The sequence below is a fragment of the Pseudomonas sp. GD03875 genome (assembly GCF_029840585.1).
Lineage (GTDB): Bacteria > Pseudomonadota > Gammaproteobacteria > Pseudomonadales > Pseudomonadaceae > Aquipseudomonas > Aquipseudomonas paralcaligenes.
On sequence record NZ_JAOCCV010000007.1, the window covers coordinates 101,675 to 117,485 of the forward strand.

Annotated in this window: 16 protein-coding genes and 2 tRNA genes; 9 read left to right on the forward strand and 9 right to left on the reverse strand. The window is 66.4% G+C overall.

What is annotated here, in order from left to right; genetic code table 11:
• Positions 1-41: 41 nt before the first annotated feature.
• The 5 genes from N5D30_RS08335 to N5D30_RS08355 are packed head-to-tail and all read left to right on the forward strand — an operon-like array spanning position 42 to position 3,738.
• Positions 42-884, forward strand: a complete 843-nt coding sequence (locus N5D30_RS08335) for an ABC transporter permease subunit (protein WP_279908588.1) — start codon at positions 42-44, stop codon at positions 882-884.
• Positions 874-1,674 (forward strand): ABC transporter permease, encoded by an 801-nt coding sequence (locus tag N5D30_RS08340; protein WP_279908589.1) that lies wholly within the window; start codon positions 874-876, stop codon positions 1,672-1,674. The genes N5D30_RS08335 and N5D30_RS08340 overlap by 11 nt, the downstream gene beginning before the upstream one ends.
• On the forward strand, positions 1,671-2,660 hold the full coding sequence (locus N5D30_RS08345) for an ABC transporter ATP-binding protein (protein WP_279908590.1): 990 nt from the start codon (positions 1,671-1,673) through the stop codon (positions 2,658-2,660). Before N5D30_RS08340 ends, N5D30_RS08345 begins: the two co-directional genes overlap by 4 nt.
• A complete protein-coding gene (locus tag N5D30_RS08350) occupies positions 2,660-3,313 on the forward strand; it encodes an HAD-IB family hydrolase (RefSeq protein ID WP_279908591.1) in 654 nt (217 codons plus the stop codon). The genes N5D30_RS08345 and N5D30_RS08350 overlap by 1 nt, the downstream gene beginning before the upstream one ends.
• A gap of 38 nt (positions 3,314-3,351) precedes the next feature.
• A complete protein-coding gene (locus tag N5D30_RS08355) occupies positions 3,352-3,738 on the forward strand; it encodes an STY0301 family protein (protein ID WP_279908592.1) in 387 nt (128 codons plus the stop codon).
• 4 nt (positions 3,739-3,742) lie between these two features.
• Here N5D30_RS08355 and N5D30_RS08360 read toward each other — a convergent pair whose 3' ends face one another.
• On the reverse strand, positions 3,743-4,705 hold the full coding sequence (locus N5D30_RS08360) for an NAD(P)H-quinone oxidoreductase (RefSeq protein ID WP_279908593.1): 963 nt from the start codon (positions 4,703-4,705) through the stop codon (positions 3,743-3,745).
• A 122-nt stretch (positions 4,706-4,827) separates the two neighbouring features.
• On the opposite strand from N5D30_RS08360, the gene N5D30_RS08365 reads away from it, so the two are divergent.
• Positions 4,828-6,939, forward strand: coding sequence for a carboxy terminal-processing peptidase (locus N5D30_RS08365; RefSeq protein ID WP_279908594.1), 2,112 nt, complete (start codon positions 4,828-4,830; stop codon positions 6,937-6,939).
• A gap of 148 nt (positions 6,940-7,087) precedes the next feature.
• Positions 7,088-8,848: an EAL and GGDEF domain-containing protein gene (locus tag N5D30_RS08370; protein ID WP_279908595.1), complete on the forward strand. Its 1,761-nt coding sequence runs from the start codon at positions 7,088-7,090 to the stop codon at positions 8,846-8,848.
• Here the strand turns inward: N5D30_RS08370 and N5D30_RS08375 are convergent.
• The 7 genes from N5D30_RS08375 to N5D30_RS08405 form a co-directional block, all read right to left on the reverse strand.
• Positions 8,832-9,311, reverse strand: coding sequence for a sel1 repeat family protein (locus tag N5D30_RS08375; protein WP_279908596.1), 480 nt, complete (start codon positions 9,309-9,311; stop codon positions 8,832-8,834). The two genes, N5D30_RS08370 and N5D30_RS08375, sit on opposite strands and share 17 nt — an antisense overlap.
• A complete protein-coding gene (locus N5D30_RS08380; protein ID WP_220811080.1) occupies positions 9,311-9,676 on the reverse strand; it encodes a hypothetical protein in 366 nt (121 codons plus the stop codon). The genes N5D30_RS08375 and N5D30_RS08380 overlap by 1 nt, the downstream gene beginning before the upstream one ends.
• On the reverse strand, positions 9,673-9,993 hold the full coding sequence (locus N5D30_RS08385) for a helix-turn-helix transcriptional regulator (RefSeq protein ID WP_279903417.1): 321 nt from the start codon (positions 9,991-9,993) through the stop codon (positions 9,673-9,675). The genes N5D30_RS08380 and N5D30_RS08385 overlap by 4 nt, the downstream gene beginning before the upstream one ends.
• Positions 9,994-10,291: 298 nt before the next feature.
• Positions 10,292-10,726: a DUF1232 domain-containing protein gene (locus N5D30_RS08390; protein ID WP_279908597.1), complete on the reverse strand. Its 435-nt coding sequence runs from the start codon at positions 10,724-10,726 to the stop codon at positions 10,292-10,294.
• A gap of 353 nt (positions 10,727-11,079) precedes the next feature.
• On the reverse strand, positions 11,080-11,799 hold the full coding sequence (locus N5D30_RS08395; RefSeq protein ID WP_220811083.1) for an FKBP-type peptidyl-prolyl cis-trans isomerase: 720 nt from the start codon (positions 11,797-11,799) through the stop codon (positions 11,080-11,082).
• Between the two features lie 232 nt (positions 11,800-12,031).
• A tRNA-Asp gene (locus N5D30_RS08400) sits at positions 12,032-12,108 on the reverse strand.
• Positions 12,109-12,128: 20 nt separating this feature from the next.
• Positions 12,129-12,204 (reverse strand) — tRNA-Val (locus tag N5D30_RS08405).
• A 159-nt stretch (positions 12,205-12,363) separates the two neighbouring features.
• Between N5D30_RS08405 and rdgC the strand changes: the two genes are divergently transcribed.
• Both rdgC and sugE read left to right on the forward strand, forming a co-directional pair.
• Positions 12,364-13,284 carry a recombination-associated protein RdgC gene (gene rdgC, locus N5D30_RS08410; protein WP_279903415.1) on the forward strand — a complete coding sequence of 307 codons (921 nt, stop codon included), beginning with the start codon at positions 12,364-12,366 and terminating at the stop codon, positions 13,282-13,284.
• Positions 13,285-13,447: 163 nt separating this feature from the next.
• The gene (gene sugE, locus N5D30_RS08415) at positions 13,448-13,762 is read left to right on the forward strand and encodes a quaternary ammonium compound efflux SMR transporter SugE (protein ID WP_220811085.1); all 315 of its coding nucleotides are present in this window, start codon (positions 13,448-13,450) and stop codon (positions 13,760-13,762) included.
• A gap of 110 nt (positions 13,763-13,872) precedes the next feature.
• On the opposite strand, the gene N5D30_RS08420 is transcribed toward sugE, so the two are convergent.
• The gene (locus N5D30_RS08420) at positions 13,873-15,744 is read right to left on the reverse strand and encodes an MFS transporter (protein WP_279908598.1); all 1,872 of its coding nucleotides are present in this window, start codon (positions 15,742-15,744) and stop codon (positions 13,873-13,875) included.
• Between the last annotated feature and the right edge of the window lie 67 nt (positions 15,745-15,811).

Below are 15,811 nucleotides of genomic sequence, written 5' to 3' on the forward strand. Positions count from 1 at the left end.
CGGCGCACCCCACGACAACCCCTGTACAAGGAGCCGCTCACGTGAGAGTCGCACTGCGCGGCAAGTGGCTGGCGCTGCTCTGCCTGCTGCCCTTCGCCGTCTTCTTCTTCACCTTCCAGGTCGCCCCGCTGCTGTGGGTCGCGGTGCACAGCCTGATCGTCGGCGACACCTGGAGCCTGGCCAACTTCGAGAAGATCCTCGCCTCGCGCTTCTACCGGCAGGCCATCGGGCACAGCCTGGAGATCGCCTTCTGGTCGAGCCTGTTCGGCATCGCCATCGCCATCCTCGGCAGCTACTCCCTGCGCCAGGTGGACTCGAAACTGCGCGACTTCGTCATGGCCTTCTCCAACATGACCAGCAACTTCGCCGGGGTGCCGCTGGCCTTCGCCTTCATCATCCTGCTCGGCTTCAACGGCGCGCTGACCCTGCTGCTCAAGCAGGCCGGGCTGATCGAGGGCTTCAACCTCTACTCCAAGACCGGCCTGATCGTGCTCTACACCTATTTCCAGATTCCCCTGGGCGTGCTGCTGCTCTACCCCGCCTTCGACGCCCTGCGCGAGGACTGGCGCGAATCGGCCCAGCTGCTCGGCGCCGGCCCCTGGCAGTTCTGGCGCCACATCGGCCTGCCGGTGCTGACCCCGGCGCTGCTCGGCACCTTCGTCATCCTGCTGGCCAACGCCCTGGGCGCCTATGCCACCGTGTACTACCTGACCACCGGCAACTTCAACGTGCTGCCGATCCGCATCGCCGGCCTGGTGGCCGGCGACATCAGCCTCGACCCGAACCTGGCCAGCGCCCTGGCGATGATGCTGGTCGGCCTGATGGCGCTGATCACCGTGGTGCACCAGTGGCTGCTGCGCAGGAGCTACCACGATGCGCGCTGAAGCCAGGCCCGCCGCCCTCTACCACCGCGTGGTGGTCTGGCTGCTGTTCGCCATCCTGCTGCTGCCGCTGGCGGCCACCCTGCTCTACTCGCTGTCCACCAGTTGGTCGGCGAGCATCCTGCCGGACGGCCTGACCCTCAAGTGGTACCTGGCGCTGTGGAGCGACGCGCGCTTTCTCGCCGCCTTCGGCCAGTCACTGCTGGTGTGCGTCGGCGCCCTGCTGCTGGCGGTGCTGCTGATCCTGCCGCTGCTGTTCGTGGTGCACTACCACTTCCCCAGGCTCGACCGGCTGATGAACATCCTCATCCTGCTGCCCTTCGCGGTGCCGCCGGTGGTGTCCTCGGTGGGCCTGCTGCAGCTCTACGGCTCCGGCCCGCTGGCGATGGTCGGCACACCGTGGATCCTGATCGGCTGCTACTTCACCGTGGCCCTGCCGTTCATGTACCGTGCGATCACCAACAACCTGCAGGCGATCAACCTGCGCGACCTGGTGGATGCCGCCCACCTGCTCGGCGCCAGCACCTGGAAGGCCGCGTTCCTGGTGGTGCTGCCCAACCTGCGCAACGGCCTGATGGTGTCGCTGTTCCTCTCGTTCAGCTTCCTGTTCGGCGAGTTCGTGTTCGCCAACCTGCTGGTCGGCACCCGCTACGAGACCCTGCAGGTGTACCTGAACAACATGCGCAACAGCAGCGGCCACTTCAACAGCGCCCTGGTGATCTCCTACTTCTTCTTCGTACTACTGTTCACCTGGGCGGCCACCCGCCTGAACAAGGACAAGACACAGGCATGAGCTACCTTTCCATCCGCAATCTGCACAAACGCTACGGCGCCACGCCGGTGTTCCAGGACATCCACTGCGAGATCGGGCGCGGCGAGTTCGTCACCCTGCTCGGCCCCTCCGGCTGCGGCAAATCCACCCTGCTGCGCTGCATCGCCGGCCTCACCGGGGTCGATGGCGGGCAGATCCTCCTCGACGGCCAGGACCTGGTGCCGCTGTCGCCGCAGAAGCGCGGCGTCGGCATGGTGTTCCAGAGCTACGCCCTGTTCCCGAACATGACGGTCGCGCAGAACGTCACCTTCGGTCTGCGCATGCAGAAGGTCGGCAAGGACGAGAGCGCCCGGCGGGTCGACGAGGTGCTGCGCCTGGTGGAGCTGAACGACTACGCCACGCGCTACCCGCACCAGCTCTCCGGCGGCCAGTGCCAGCGCGTGGCACTGGCCCGCTCGCTGGTCACCCGCCCGCGCCTGCTGCTGCTCGACGAGCCGCTGTCGGCCCTCGACGCGCGCATCCGCAAGCACCTGCGCGAGCAGATCCGCGCCATCCAGCAGGAGCTGGGGCTGACCACCCTGTTCGTCACCCATGACCAGGAGGAGGCGCTGACCATGAGCGACCGCATCTTCCTGATGAACGCCGGGCGGATCGTCCAGAGCGGCGATGCCGAATCCCTCTACACCGAGCCCGTCGACGCCTTCGCCGCCGGCTTCATCGGCAACTACAACCTGCTCGACGCCGAGGCTGCCAGCCGCCTGCTGCTGCGCCCGGTGGGCGGCCGCATCGCCATCCGTCCCGAGGCCATCCGCCTGGAGGACAGCGGCGCTATCGCCGCCGAGGTGCTCGGCCACAGCCTGCTCGGCAACGTCATTCGCTACCGGGTGCAGGCCAACGGCGTGGAATTGCTGGTGGACGTGCTCAATCGCTCGCAAGGCTCGCTGATCGACCGGGGCCAGTGCGTCGGCCTGTCCATCGACAGCGCTTCGATCCGGGAGGTGGCCTGATGGCCCTGGCGATCTTCGATCTCGACGAAACCCTGATCCATGGCGACTGCGCCTCGCTCTGGGCGCAGCACATGGCCGACCTCCAGTGGGTCGACCGCGACTCCTTCGTGCCCCGCGAGCAGGAGCTGATGGCGCTGTACTCCCGCGGCGAGCTGGCGATGGAGGACTACATGACCTTCACCCTGGCACCGCTGGTGGGACGTACGCCGGAGGAGGTGGAGTTCATCGTCGGCCCCTTCGTCGAGGACGTGATCGAGCCGATCATCTTCAGCGACGCCATGCGCTGCCTGGCGACCCACCGCGCTGCCGGCGACCGCCTGCTGATCGTCTCCGCCTCGGCGCATTTCCTGGTGAGCGCCATCGCCGAACGGCTGGGCGTGGCGGAGGTGCTGGCCATCGACTGCGAACTGCAGCATGGCGGCTACAGCGGCAACCTCTCGGGCGTCCCGACCTACCGCGAAGGCAAGGTCACGCGACTGCGGGCCTGGCTGGAGAGCGAGGGCGAATCGCTAGACGGCGCGCACTTCTACTCCGACTCGCACAACGACCTGCCGCTGCTGCAGCTCGTCCCGCACCCCCACACCGTCAACCCGGACCCGACCCTGCGCGCTCACGCCGAGCAGGCCGGCTGGAATATCCTGCACTGGAACTGACCGTCCTCCTATCAACGCCCCAAGGCAAGGATGCCAACGTGAAATACCCCCTCCTCGCGCTGTGCCTGCTGGCCACCTCCACACTGCAGGCCCAGGTCTTCGTCTGCCCGCAGGCGCCACAGGCGGCCGGCGCCGACTGGCAGCGCTTCACGCCCGATACGCCCGCGACCGACGGCGGGTGGCGATCCATCATCGAGCTGTACGCGGGCGACCCGCGCCAGGGAGCCGCGCTGATCGAGTCGGACTCGGTCAACGAGATCGGCGTCGCACCGCTGGACTGGACCCTCTCCGGCCAGCCGCCATACATGGCCTGCACCTTCGCCGACAACGAGCTGCGCCTGGTCCGCCCGCTGCCGGCCGGCCTGAGCTACTGCGTGGCCGACAACGAATTCGAGGACCTGCACGCGCAGCTGGAGTGCCGCTGAGGCCTCAGCTCAGGCTTTCGTCGATCAGCAGCACCAGCTTGCCGGCCACGCCATTACCAGCCAGCTCGGCGAAGGCCTGTTCGGCGTCCGCGGCCGGGAAAGCCCGCTCGAGCCGGGGCTGCAGCCGCCCCTCCTCGAACAGCGGCCAGACATGGCGCTGCAGGTCGGCCATCAGCTCGGCCTTGAACTGTTCGTCTCGATTGCGCAGGGTCGAGCCGATCAGCTGGATGCGCTTGCCCAGCACCAGGGCCATGTCCAGCTGCGCCTTGCTGCCGCCCATCAAGCCGATGTTCACCCAGCGACCGTCGCGCGCCAGCAGCTGCAGGTTGATCTCGGCGTAGTTCGCCCCCACCGGGTCGAGGATCACGTCGAACGGGCCGAAATCGCGCAGGCTCTCCAGCCCCTCGCCACGCAGCGCGCCACCCTGGGCGCCGAGCTCCTCGCAGTAGGCCAGACGCTGAGCAGAGCCGACGCTGACCCAGCACGGGTTGCCGAAGGCCTTGCACAGCTGGATGGCCGCCGAGCCCACACCGCTGGCCCCGGCGTGCAACAGCACCTTCTCGCCTGGCTTGAGCACGGCCAACTGGAACAGATTGAGCCAGGCGGTGGCGTACACCTCAGGCAGCGCCGCCGCCTCGGCCAGGGACAGCCCCGCCGGCACCGGCAGCGCGTGGCGCGCGTCGACCACCACCTCCTCGGCCATGCCGCCACCGGCAAGCAGACAGCAGACCCGGTCGCCCACCTGCCACGGGCTGCCGGCGCCGACCTCGGCGATCACCCCCGAGCATTCGAGGCCGAGAATGTCGCTGGCGCCCGGCGGCGGCGGGTAGTGCCCGGCACGCTGCAACAGGTCAGCCCGGTTCAGTCCCGCCGCGGCCACGCGAATGCGGACCTGTCCCACATCGCAGGCCGGAGACGGTCTTTCGACCCACTCCAACTGCCCTCCGACGCCTTGCAATGCCTTCATGCTGCCTCCATAGTGAGTGAGCCCCCCGGTACAGACAGTACGCGGCTTCGCGCCTGATGCCGGGCTTTTGCGTTTTGTCGCCGGAACCGAACGGAACCTGGCGCTCCACTAGACGGCCTAATATGCGTTATCACTTGCCCTCGCGTCGAACCAACATGCATCGTCTCTTCTCCGCTACAGCCCTGGCCCTGCTACTCGGCCTGCACTCCCTGCCGGCCGCCGCCAAGGCCGCCGCGGAAAACTGGACCTACCTGCAGCCCGACCGCGAGCAGGTGATCGCCAGTCTCAACGTGGTCGAGCTGCTCAAGCGCCACCACTACAACAAGCCCCCGCTGAACGACGAGCGCTCGGTGAAGATCTACGAGGGCTATCTCAAGATGCTCGATCCGGCGCGCAGCTACTTCACTGCCGCCGACATCGCCCAGTTCGACCGCTGGAAGACCAGGTTCGACGACTTCCTCAAGAGCGGCGACCTGGAGCCGGGCTTCGGCATCTACCGGGTCTACCTGCAACGCGCCGAAGAGCGGCTCGACCAAGTCGAGGCCATGCTCGAAGGCGGCGTCGACAAGATCGACTTCACCCTCGACGAGAGCCTGCTGGTGGACCGCGAGAAGGCCCCCTGGGCCAAGGACAAGGCCGAGCTGGACGACCTCTGGCGCAAGCGCGTCAAGGACGAAGTCCTGCGCCTGAAGATCGCCGGCAAGGAACCCAAGGACATCCAGGAGCTGCTGCTCAAGCGCTACAAGAACCAGCGCAAGCGCCTGGAGCAGACCCGCGGCGAGGACGTGTTCCAGGCCTATATCAACGCCTTCGCCCAAACCTACGATCCCCACACCAACTACCTCTCGCCGGACAACGCCGAAAACTTCGACATCAACATGAGCCTGTCGCTGGAAGGCATCGGCGCCGTACTGCAGACCGACAGCGAATACGTCAAGGTGGTGCGCCTGGTGCCGGCCGGCCCGGCCGAGAAGAGCAAGCAGGTCGCCCCCGCCGACAAGATCATCGGCGTCGCCCAGGGCGACAAGGAAATGGTCGACGTGATCGGCTGGCGCCTGGACGAAGTGGTCAAGCTGATCCGCGGTCCGAAGGGCTCCAAGGTGCGCCTTGAAGTGATCCCGGCCAGCAACGCGCCGAGCGACCAGACCAGCAAGGTGGTCACCATCGTCCGCGAGGCGGTGAAGCTGGAGGAACAGGCCGCGCAGAAATCCGTGCTCAAGCTGCAGCACGACGGCCGCGACTACAAACTCGGGGTGATCAAGATCCCGGCCTTCTACCTGGACTTCAAGGCCTACCGCGCCCACGACCCCAACTACAAGAGCACCACCCGCGACGTGAAGCGCCTGCTGGGCGAGCTGAAGGAGGAGAAGGTCGACGGCGTGGTCATCGACCTGCGCGACAACGGCGGTGGCTCCCTGCAGGAGGCCACCGAGCTGACGGGCCTGTTCATCAACCAGGGTCCCACCGTGCTGGTACGCAACAGCGACGGCCGCGTCCAGGTGCTGGCCGACGAGGACCCCGGCGTGTTCTACGACGGCCCGCTGGCCGTGCTGGTGGACCGCCTCTCGGCCTCCGCCTCGGAGATCTTCGCCGGCGCCATGCAGGACTACCACCGGGCGCTGATCCTCGGCGGCCAGACCTTCGGCAAGGGCACCGTGCAGTCCATCCAGGAACTCAACCACGGCGAGCTGAAGCTGACCATGGCCAAGTTCTACCGCGTCTCTGGCCAGAGCACCCAGCACCAGGGCGTCCTGCCGGACATCGCCTACCCCGATATCGTGGACACCAAGCAGATCGGCGAGAGTGCCCTGCCGGAAGCCATGCCGTGGGACAGCATCAAGCCGGCGGTCAACCCGGAGATCGATCCCTACAAGCCGTTCCTGGCCCAGCTGAAATCGCGCCACGAGTCGCGCACCGCGGAGAACCCGGACTTCGTCTTCGCCCGCGAGCGCCTCGACCTGACCCAGAAGCTGATGGCCGAGACCACCGTCAGCCTCAACGAGCAGGCCCGCCGCGCCCGGCATGCCGAGATCGAGGCCAAGCAACTGGCGCTGGAAAACGCCAGGCGCAAGGCCAAGGGCGAAGAGCTGCTCAAGGAAATCAAGGAAGACGACGAGGAGGTGACTCCGGTCGAGCCCGAGAAGACCAAGCCGGAAGACGATGCCTACCTGACCGAGAGCGGCCGCATCCTGCTCGACTACCTCGGCATGGAAGCCACCGTGGCCAAGCAATAGCGAATGTCACCGATGACGTGGCTCGCCGCGGCCAATTGAGACATGCCGAGCAATAAGACGAGGCGTAATCAAACGGTCATCGCTCTGTCGTGAAATAGGGGGGCCGGTAGCGATACCGGCCCCCTTGTTTTGACGCCGAGAGATGTCCATGACCGTCACCGAGCAGTTGAGCGCGCTGGAATCCATCCTCGCTCACGGCGACCTTCACAGCCTGTTCCAGCCCATCGTCAGCCTGTCCGAGCGACGCATCCTGGGCTACGAGGCGCTGACCCGCGGCCCCTCCAACAGTTCGCTGCACGCCCCCATCGCCCTGTTCACCGTGGCCCGCAACGCGGGGCGCCTGAGCGAGCTGGAACTGCTGGCACGCAAGAGCGCCTGCCGCCGCTACAGCGACCTCCAGCTGGACGGCAAGCTGTTCCTCAACGTCTCGCCGGAATCCCTGCTGGAAGCCAGCCACCAGCCGGGGCGCACCCTGAGGTTGCTGCAGGAATTCGGCATCCCGCCCGGCCAGGTGGTGATCGAACTCACCGAGCAGGCCCCCATCGAGGACCTGCAGTTGCTCGACACAGCCCTGCACCACTACCGCGCCATGGGCTTCTCCATCGCCCTGGACGACCTCGGCGCCGGCTACTCCAGCCTGCGCCTCTGGTCCGAGCTGCGCCCGGACTACGTGAAGATCGACCGCCACTTCATCGACGGCATCCACCAGGACGCGGTCAAGCGCGAGTTCGTCGACTCCATCCTGAAGATGGCCAAGGCCTCCCGCGCCCAGGTGATCGCCGAGGGCATCGAACTGGTCGAGGAACTGGCGACCCTCACCGAGATGGGCGTCGACCTGGTCCAGGGCTACCTGCTGTGCCGTCCCCAGGAGCAGCCGCCACGGGACGCCCAGAAACTCCTGCCACGGCTCGACAGCTCGCCGCCCGCACTCGGCGAGGACAGCGGCGACCTCTCCGCACTGCTCAACGAGCAACCCGCGGTCGGCCAGGACACGCCCATCGCCGAAGTGCTCGAAGCCTTCCGCGCCCAGGCCAACCTGAATTCCCTGGCGGTGCTGGACGAACAGCGCCAGCCGGTCGGCATCGTCCACCGCCACTCGCTGTCCGACGCCCTGCTGAAACCCTTCGCCACCGACCTGTTCGCGCGCAAGCCGATCAGCCGGCTGATGAACGGCGACTTCCTCGCGGTGGACATCGGCCAGTCCCTGCAGCAGGTCAGCCGCCTGCTGACCAGTCGCGCGCGCCAGCGCATGGAGGAAGACTTCATCATCATCCAGCAGGGTCGCTACCGCGGCCTCGGCCGGGTGATCGACGTGCTCAAGCTGATCACCGAGCTGAAGATCCAGCAGGCCCGCCACGCCAACCCGCTGACCCTGCTGCCAGGCAACGTGCCAATCCAGCAGTGCCTGGGCCGCCTGCTGCAACAGGGCCGCGAGGCGCTGGTGTGCTACGTGGATATCGACAGCTTCAAGCCGTTCAACGACCTCTACGGCTACGCCCGGGGCGACGAGGTCCTGCTGTGCCTGGCCCAGTGCCTGAACGAGCGGGTCGACCCCAACCGCGACTTCGTCGGCCACATCGGCGGCGACGACTTCCTGCTAGTGCTCGGCCCGGACAACTGGCGCGAACGTCTCAATCAGCTGCTGGAGGATTTCCAGGCCCAGTGCCGGCGCTTCTATCGGGAAGAGCACCTGCGCGCGGGCTGCTTCGTCAGCCACAACCGCCAGGGCAATCGCGAGGAATTCCCGCTGCTGTCACTGTCGATCGGCGTGGTGCACCTGCACCCGCAGAGCTGCGCCCAACTGGATGCCAGCCAGCTCGCCAGCCTGGCGTCCCAGGCCAAGCATCACGCCAAGGCCATCCCCGGCTACAGCCTGCACATCCTCGACACGCTCAGCCTTTCGGCCTGAAGCCCAGCGACTCCGCCCGCCGGGCGAAACGCTCGGCCAACGCCGCATCGGGCGCGAGACCGGCACCGCCGTCCCGGTAGAGCTGCGCCAGGCGCTGCGCGGCGAGGGGATGGCCCAGTTCCGCCGCCCTCTCCCACCAGCGCGCGGCTTCGGCGGCGTCCGGCGCCTGGCGGCTGTCGCCGGCCAGATGCTGCACGCCGATCTGGTAGGCCGCCTTGCCATCGCCGCCCTCGGCAGCCAGGCGCAGCAGACGCAGGCCTTCCTCACGGGCACCGAAGCCCTGCCCACGGAACAGCAGGAGATGACCATAGAAACTCTGGGCGGGCACATGCCCCTGGGCGGCCATGCGGGCGAACTGGCCCTGCATCCAGGCCCACGCACGGGGCTGGCGCACCATCCAGCTCCAGCGGAACAGACGCCGCGCCACCCAGTAGCCGATCCACGCACGCAGGCGCCAGAGCATCAGGGTTCCTCGGGGTAGCTGAACTCGAAAACGCGAGCCACCTCGGCCGCGTGCCAGGAGGCTGCGGCGATGCCGTCAGAGGGGCCGGCAAAACGCCCCAGCCTGGCCACGCATTCGAAGAAGCCGGTACGTGGCAGGCGACTGGCGCCCTGGCTGATCACCAGGGCGCTGCGCAGCGGACGCTCGGCACGCGCGTCGAGCGCAGCCAGATGCTCCAGCGCGGCGGTCAGGGTCTGCATGGCCGGGGTCGGCAGTTGCAGGCGCTCGACCAGGGCGCGGTAGGTCAGCAGGTGTCGCTGCCGACGCGCGTCTTCCAGTTCGCCGAGCAATGCCTGCCAGTGCTGCCTGTGGATACGCACACTCAAGACGACTGCTCCCAGTCGCCCACTTCCAGCACGCGCGCCAGCGAGCGCAGGATCGCCCCATCGGGCTCACGCTCACCGGTTTCGATCAGATTCAGATAGTGCGGGCTGATGCCCACGGCGCGGGCCAGGTCGGCCTGGGACAGGCCCTTGGCCTCGCGCAGGCTGGCCAACCGATCGAGCCGGGAAACGGCCGCCGGCGCCTCCGCGACATCGGCTGCCGAAGCCTGGTTCGCGGCCTTCAGCAGCGCCTGGTATTCGGCCCACGGCAGCACCGCATACTCGGCCTCGCCGTCGCGCATGATCACTTGCACACTCATTACAGCTCTCCGTGGAAAGCAGTGCCGAAACGCTCGGCACCTCCCTTGCAGGCGCCCATCTTATCAGCCCGGACAGGCCAAGAGCGTGACCCATGCTGACCTGTCAGACAAGAGTCGGGAACGGCCATCGTGGCCGATGGAAAGGCTATTTACCGTTACGTGCTGGTGGCGCAATCCTGCGTTTGTGGACGCGGCTGGGCGGCATTCCGATTAGCCGCGAAACTCGCGGATGAATCCGCTCCCACAAGGAGTGCAACAACTAACGGGGCATAGCCGATGGAAAGGCCGCAGGCGGCGGTCAACCGGGCTGGCGCTCCCGCGCGTCCGGCAGCGCCTCGACCCGCTGCAGCACCTCCGGCGCCTGGGCATCGCGCCAGGTGCGATAGGCATCCAGCTCTCCCTCCCAGGTACGCAGCACCCAGGCCAGCACCGCGAGATCGTCCAGCAGGCCGACGCCCAGCAGCCAGTCGGGCACCAGGTCCAGCGGCATGACGAAGTACACCAGCGCAGCCACCACGGCCAGCAGCGCCTGGCCACCGATGGCGCGGTACTCGCCCCGCCACCAGGCGGCGCATAGCCCCTGCAGCAACTTGAGGTCGCCGCGCAAGCGTGCGAACCGCGCGCCGCGCTCACCCTTTCGGGTCACCGCCAGGAGCAGCGCGGGGAGTCGTCCACGCGCCAGCACACGCTGGGCGAGCCGGAAGTAACGCGCAGAATTGAAGGGTGGTTTCATGGTCGATCTCCGCGATGGCGCGTGCCTGCTGGGCCCCACGCGGTTATCCACCGGATCTGTGGATAACCTTGTGAACAGTTGTTTGATGACTCGATCAAACACCCGTCCCATGCGGTTTCCCCACAGATCGGGCAAATTTTGCTCACCACAAAAAACCAATATAAATCATGCAGTTATGATCGCCACACAGTTCGCGTTCGTGGTAACCCGGCGGGCGGAGCCGGTAACCGGAGCGATGTGCATAACCGTAACACCATGGGCCCCGCCGCTCTCCATTCAGACCGACGGGTCGCATGCCGGTTCTACAAATGAAAACGCCCCGGCTAGCGGGGCGTTTTCTCGGAGCGGAACCGTTACTGGGCGGCGCCAGCGGCGGCGGCCGGGTCCTTGATGCCAAGCAGTTCCAGCTCGAACACCAGCACCGAGTTGGCCGGGATCGCCGGGCTCGGGCTCTGGGCACCGTAGGCCAGTTCGCTGGGGATGTAGAGCTTGTACTTCTCGCCGACGTGCATCAGTTGCAGGCCTTCGACCCAACCCGGGATCACGCCGCTGACCGGCAGATCGATGGGGCTGCCACGCTCCACGGAGCTGTCGAACACGGTGCCGTCGGTCAGCTTGCCCTCGTAGTGCACGGTGACCACGTCGGTGGGCTTGGGCTGGGCGCCGTCGGCCTTCTTGAGCACTTCATACTGCAGGCCGGAAGCGGTGGTGACCACGCCATCCTTCTTGCCGTTTTCCTCGAGGAATTTCTTGCCGGCCTGGGCCGACTCCTCGTTCAGCTTGACCATGCGCTCCTCGGCGCGCTTCTGCAGGAAGGTGAAGGCCTCGGCCAGCTCCTCGTCCTTCAGCTTCTGCTCCTTTTTGCCGATGGCATCGTCGATGCCCATGGCGACGGCCTTGGAGTCCAGATCGGACAGGCCTTCCTGGGACAGGCTCTTGCCCATGTTCAGGCCGATACCGTAGGAAGCCTTCTGCGCCGGGGTCTTGAGTTCCACTTCGCTGGTCTGCGCGTCGCAACCGGCCAGAACCAGGCCGACCAGGGCAACCGCCGCAGCAAGACGATGTTGTTTCATGCTTGTTCCTTGTAAAAGCCACGTATGGGCAGAAAGAGAGCGCGAGCTTAGCAGCCTGCACCGAGCACTGGCTACGGCACAGTAGGAACGGCAAAAGACCGAGAAGTTCAGCCGCCCCCGATCGCAACGGGCAAGGCCAGGTGCCGGGCGAAGCAAATCGCGGGCAAAAAAAAACGACCTTTCGGTCGTTTCTTTCAAGCCTCGGTCTTCAGTCTAACCAAGGCTTTATGTATGGCGCAGCGGACGGGACTCGAACCCGCGACCCCCGGCGTGACAGGCCGGTATTCTAACCGACTGAACTACCGCTGCGCGTAACCTCGTGAGCGAGATGGTGGGTGATGACGGGATCGAACCGCCGACCCTCTGCTTGTAAGGCAGATGCTCTCCCGGCTGAGCTAATCACCCTTCACTCTCGAAGTGGGGCGCATTCTAGGGAGACCCTTTCCCCTTGGCAAGCCTTTTTTGAAAAAAATTTTCGAGCACTTCCAAAGGCTTAGCTTCGGGTTGGCCAATCGGCCCCGGCGGAGAATAATGCGCGCTTCGTGTTCAAGGAGTGTTTCCCCCATGTGGTTCCGCAACCTGCTCGTTTACCGCCTGACCCAGGACGTGCCCTTCGACGCCGAGGCCCTTGAAGCGGCGCTGGCCGCCAAGGCCGCGCGCCCCTGCGCCAGCCAGGAGCTGACCACCTACGGTTTCATGGCGCCGTTCGGCAAGGGCGCCGACGCCCCGCTGGTGCATGTCAGCGGCGACTTCCTGCTGATCGCCGCGCGCAAGGAGGAACGCATTCTGCCGGGCAGCGTGGTGCGCGACGCGCTCAAGGACAAGGTCGACGAGATCGAAGCGCAGCAGATGCGCAAGGTCTACAAGAAGGAGCGCGACCAGCTGAAGGACGAGATCGTGCAGGCCTTCCTGCCGCGCGCCTTCATCCGCCGCTCCAGCACCTTCGCCGCCATCGCGCCCAAGCTCGGCCTGATCGTGGTCGACAGCGCCAGCGCCAAGAAGGCCGAGGACCTGCTGTCCACCCTGCGCGAGGCCATCGGCTCGCTGCCGGTGCGCCCGCTGTCGGTGAAAATGGCGCCGACCGCCACCCTCACCGACTGGGTCAAGACCCAAGCCGCCGCGCCGGACTTCTTCGTGCTCGACGAATGCGAGCTGCGCGACACCAGCGAGGACGGCGGTGTGGTGCGCTGCAAGCGCCAGGATCTGACCAGCGAGGAAATCCAGCTGCACCTGTCCGCCGGCAAGCTGGTCACCCAGCTCTCCCTGGCCTGGCAGGACAAGCTGTCCTTCGTGCTGGACGACAAGCTGACCATCAAGCGCCTGCGCTTCGAGGACCTGCTGCAGGACCAGGCCGCCCAGGACGGCGGCGACGATGCCTTGGGCCAGCTCGACGCCAGCTTCGTCCTCATGATGCTGACCCTGAGCGACTTCCTGCCGGCACTGTTCGAGGCCCTGGGCGGCGAGGAAATTCCCCAGGGTATCTGACCGACCGGACAACTCCGGTAACCATTGCCAGGGCATGCCCGTCCCTCGGGTCTTGCCCTGTGCAGTCCAGTGTGCAGAATAGCGAACGACGCGAGGACGACCTCGCCGCTCCATCCGAGTGACCATCCGGGACGGCCCGCCCATCAGCGAAAGGAGCCTTCCCATGTCCTGGATCATTCTGTTTTTCGCCGGCCTGTTCGAGGTCTGCTGGGCCATCGGCCTCAAGTACACCGACGGCTTCACCCGCCCCATACCCACCCTGCTCACCGTCGGCGCCATGATCGTCAGCATCGGCCTGCTCGGCCTCGCCATGAAGGAGCTGCCACTGGGCACCGCCTATGCGATCTGGACCGGCGTCGGCGCGGTCGGCACGGTGATCGCCGGCATCCTGCTGTTCGGCGAGTCCATGGCCCTGATGCGCCTGGCCAGTGTGGCGCTGATCGTCGCCGGGTTGGTCGGGCTCAAGCTGAGCCACTAATGCCCGTAGGGTGCCGCCGTGCGCACCAGCAGACCCCGGTGCGCATGGCGCACCCTACGACAGCCATGAAAAAGCCCGCCGATTGGCGGGCTTTTTCGTTCGACCTGGACTCAGCGCAGGTCACCCCGCAGCCGCGTCACCTGCTCCTGCAGCACCAGTCGCCCGGTGTCCGCCGGCAATGGCTGGCCGGCCACCAGGTCGATGCGCGACCAGAAGCGCCTGAACAGCCCCTTGTGCGGCGCACGGCTGAAGAAGCTGCCCCACAACCCCTGCAACGCCATGGGGATCACCGGCACCGGGTTGGCAGCGAGGATGCGCTCGATGCCCGCCTTGAATTCGTCGATCTCGCCGCTGGTGGTCAGCTTGCCTTCGGGGAAGATGCACACCACCTCGCCCTCCTTCAGGTACTGGGCGATGCGCTGGAAGGCCCGCTCGAACACTTCCGGGTCCTCGTTGCGCCCGGCGATAGGCACGGTGCCGGCGGTGCGGAAGATGAAGTTCAGCACCGGCAGGTTGTAGATCTTGTAGTACATGACGAAGCGCACCGGCCGGCGCACCGCGCCGCCGATCAGCAGGGCGTCGACGAAGGATACGTGGTTGCACACCAGCACGGCGGCGCCCTCGTCCGGGATCGCCTCTAGATTGTGGTGGCGCACCCGGTACATCGAATGGCTGAGCATCCAGATGAGGAAGCGCATGGTGAACTCGGGGACGATCTTGAAGATGTACAGGTTCACCGCGATGTTCATCAGCGAGATGGCCAGGAACAGCTGGGGGATGCTCAGCTTGGCGACGCTGAGGAAGAGGATCGACACCAGCGCCGCCGCCACCATGAACAGCGCGTTGAGGATGTTGTTGGCGGCAATCACCCGCGCCCGCTCGTGCTCCTCGGTGCGCGACTGGATCAGCGCGTACAGCGGCACGATGTAGAAGCCGCCGAACACCCCCAGGCCGAGGATGGAGCCGAGCACCCACCAGGCCTCGCCCATCCTCAGCAGCCCCAGCCAGTCGTGCGTCGCAGCCGCCTGCGGGAAGCCGCTGGCCGTGGCCCACAGCAGGATGCCGAACAGCGACAGGCCGAACGAGCCGAACGGCACCAGGCCGATTTCCACCTTGTGCCCGCTCATCCGCTCGCAGAGCATCGAGCCGAGCGCGATGCCCACCGAGAACACGGTGAGGATCAGCGTCACCACGCTCTCGTCGCCGTGCAGCAGTTCCTTGGCGAAGGTCGGGATCTGCGTCAGGTAGATCGCGCCGAGGAACCAGAACCAGGAGCTGCCGATCAGCGAGCGCGACACCGCCGGGCGCTGGCCGAGCCCCAGGCGCATGATCTGCCAGGACTGGCGGAAGATGTTCCAGTCCACCTGCAGTTGCGGCAGCGCCGCGGCGAAGCGCGGGATGCTGCGGCTGGCCAGGTAGCCGGCCACCGCGGTGACGACGATGGCGACGCCCACCGCCATGCGGTAGCCCTCGCCGGACATCAGCAGCCCCGCGCCGATGGTGCCGGCGAGTATGGCCAGGAAGGTGCCCATCTCCACCAGCGCGTTGCCGCCCACCAGCTCCTCCTCGCGCAGGGCCGCCGGCAGGATCGAATACTTCACCGGGCCGAACAGCGCCGAGTGAGTGCCCATCGCGAACAGCGCCGCCAGCATCAGGAACAGGTCGTCGAACAGGAAGCCCGTGGCGCCGACCACCATGATCACGATCTCGGCCAGCTTGATCGCGCGGATCAGCCGGTCCTTGTCGAACTTCTCGCCGAACTGGCCGCCGAGGGCGGAAAACAGGAAGAACGGCAGGATGAACAGCAGCGCGCAGAGGTTGACCAGCAGATCGCGGTCGGCGCTGACGCTGAGCTTGAACAGGATGGCGAGGATCAGCGACTGCTTGAACACGTTGTCATTGAACGCGCCGAGCAGCTGGGTGACGAAGAACGGCAGGAAACGCCGGGTGCCGAGCAGGGCGAATTGCGAGTGTTGGGTCATCGTCCTTGTACCTGGTGGAGGCCGAGCGGGCCGTCCTGCATTTGACAGCATCCTACCCCGACAAAGC

Excerpts from the sequence above, each read along its gene's own strand:
- N5D30_RS08370 (WP_279908595.1), top strand. The coding sequence starts at position 7,088 with ATGACCGTCACCGAGCAGTTGAGCGCGCTGGAATCCATCCTCGCTCAC.
- N5D30_RS08365 (WP_279908594.1), top strand. The coding sequence starts at position 4,828 with ATGCGTTATCACTTGCCCTCGCGTCGAACCAACATGCATCGTCTCTTC.
- N5D30_RS08385 (WP_279903417.1), bottom strand. The coding sequence starts at position 9,993 with ATGAGTGTGCAAGTGATCATGCGCGACGGCGAGGCCGAGTATGCGGTG.
- rdgC (WP_279903415.1), top strand. The coding sequence starts at position 12,364 with ATGTGGTTCCGCAACCTGCTCGTTTACCGCCTGACCCAGGACGTGCCC.
- N5D30_RS08345 (WP_279908590.1), top strand. The coding sequence starts at position 1,671 with ATGAGCTACCTTTCCATCCGCAATCTGCACAAACGCTACGGCGCCACG.
- sugE (WP_220811085.1), top strand. The coding sequence starts at position 13,448 with ATGTCCTGGATCATTCTGTTTTTCGCCGGCCTGTTCGAGGTCTGCTGG.
- N5D30_RS08340 (WP_279908589.1), top strand. The coding sequence starts at position 874 with ATGCGCGCTGAAGCCAGGCCCGCCGCCCTCTACCACCGCGTGGTGGTC.
- N5D30_RS08360 (WP_279908593.1), bottom strand. The coding sequence starts at position 4,705 with ATGAAGGCATTGCAAGGCGTCGGAGGGCAGTTGGAGTGGGTCGAAAGA.
- N5D30_RS08395 (WP_220811083.1), bottom strand. The coding sequence starts at position 11,799 with ATGAAACAACATCGTCTTGCTGCGGCGGTTGCCCTGGTCGGCCTGGTT.
- N5D30_RS08390 (WP_279908597.1), bottom strand. The coding sequence starts at position 10,726 with ATGAAACCACCCTTCAATTCTGCGCGTTACTTCCGGCTCGCCCAGCGT.
- N5D30_RS08375 (WP_279908596.1), bottom strand. The coding sequence starts at position 9,311 with ATGCTCTGGCGCCTGCGTGCGTGGATCGGCTACTGGGTGGCGCGGCGT.
- N5D30_RS08420 (WP_279908598.1), bottom strand. The coding sequence starts at position 15,744 with ATGACCCAACACTCGCAATTCGCCCTGCTCGGCACCCGGCGTTTCCTG.
- N5D30_RS08350 (WP_279908591.1), top strand. The coding sequence starts at position 2,660 with ATGGCCCTGGCGATCTTCGATCTCGACGAAACCCTGATCCATGGCGAC.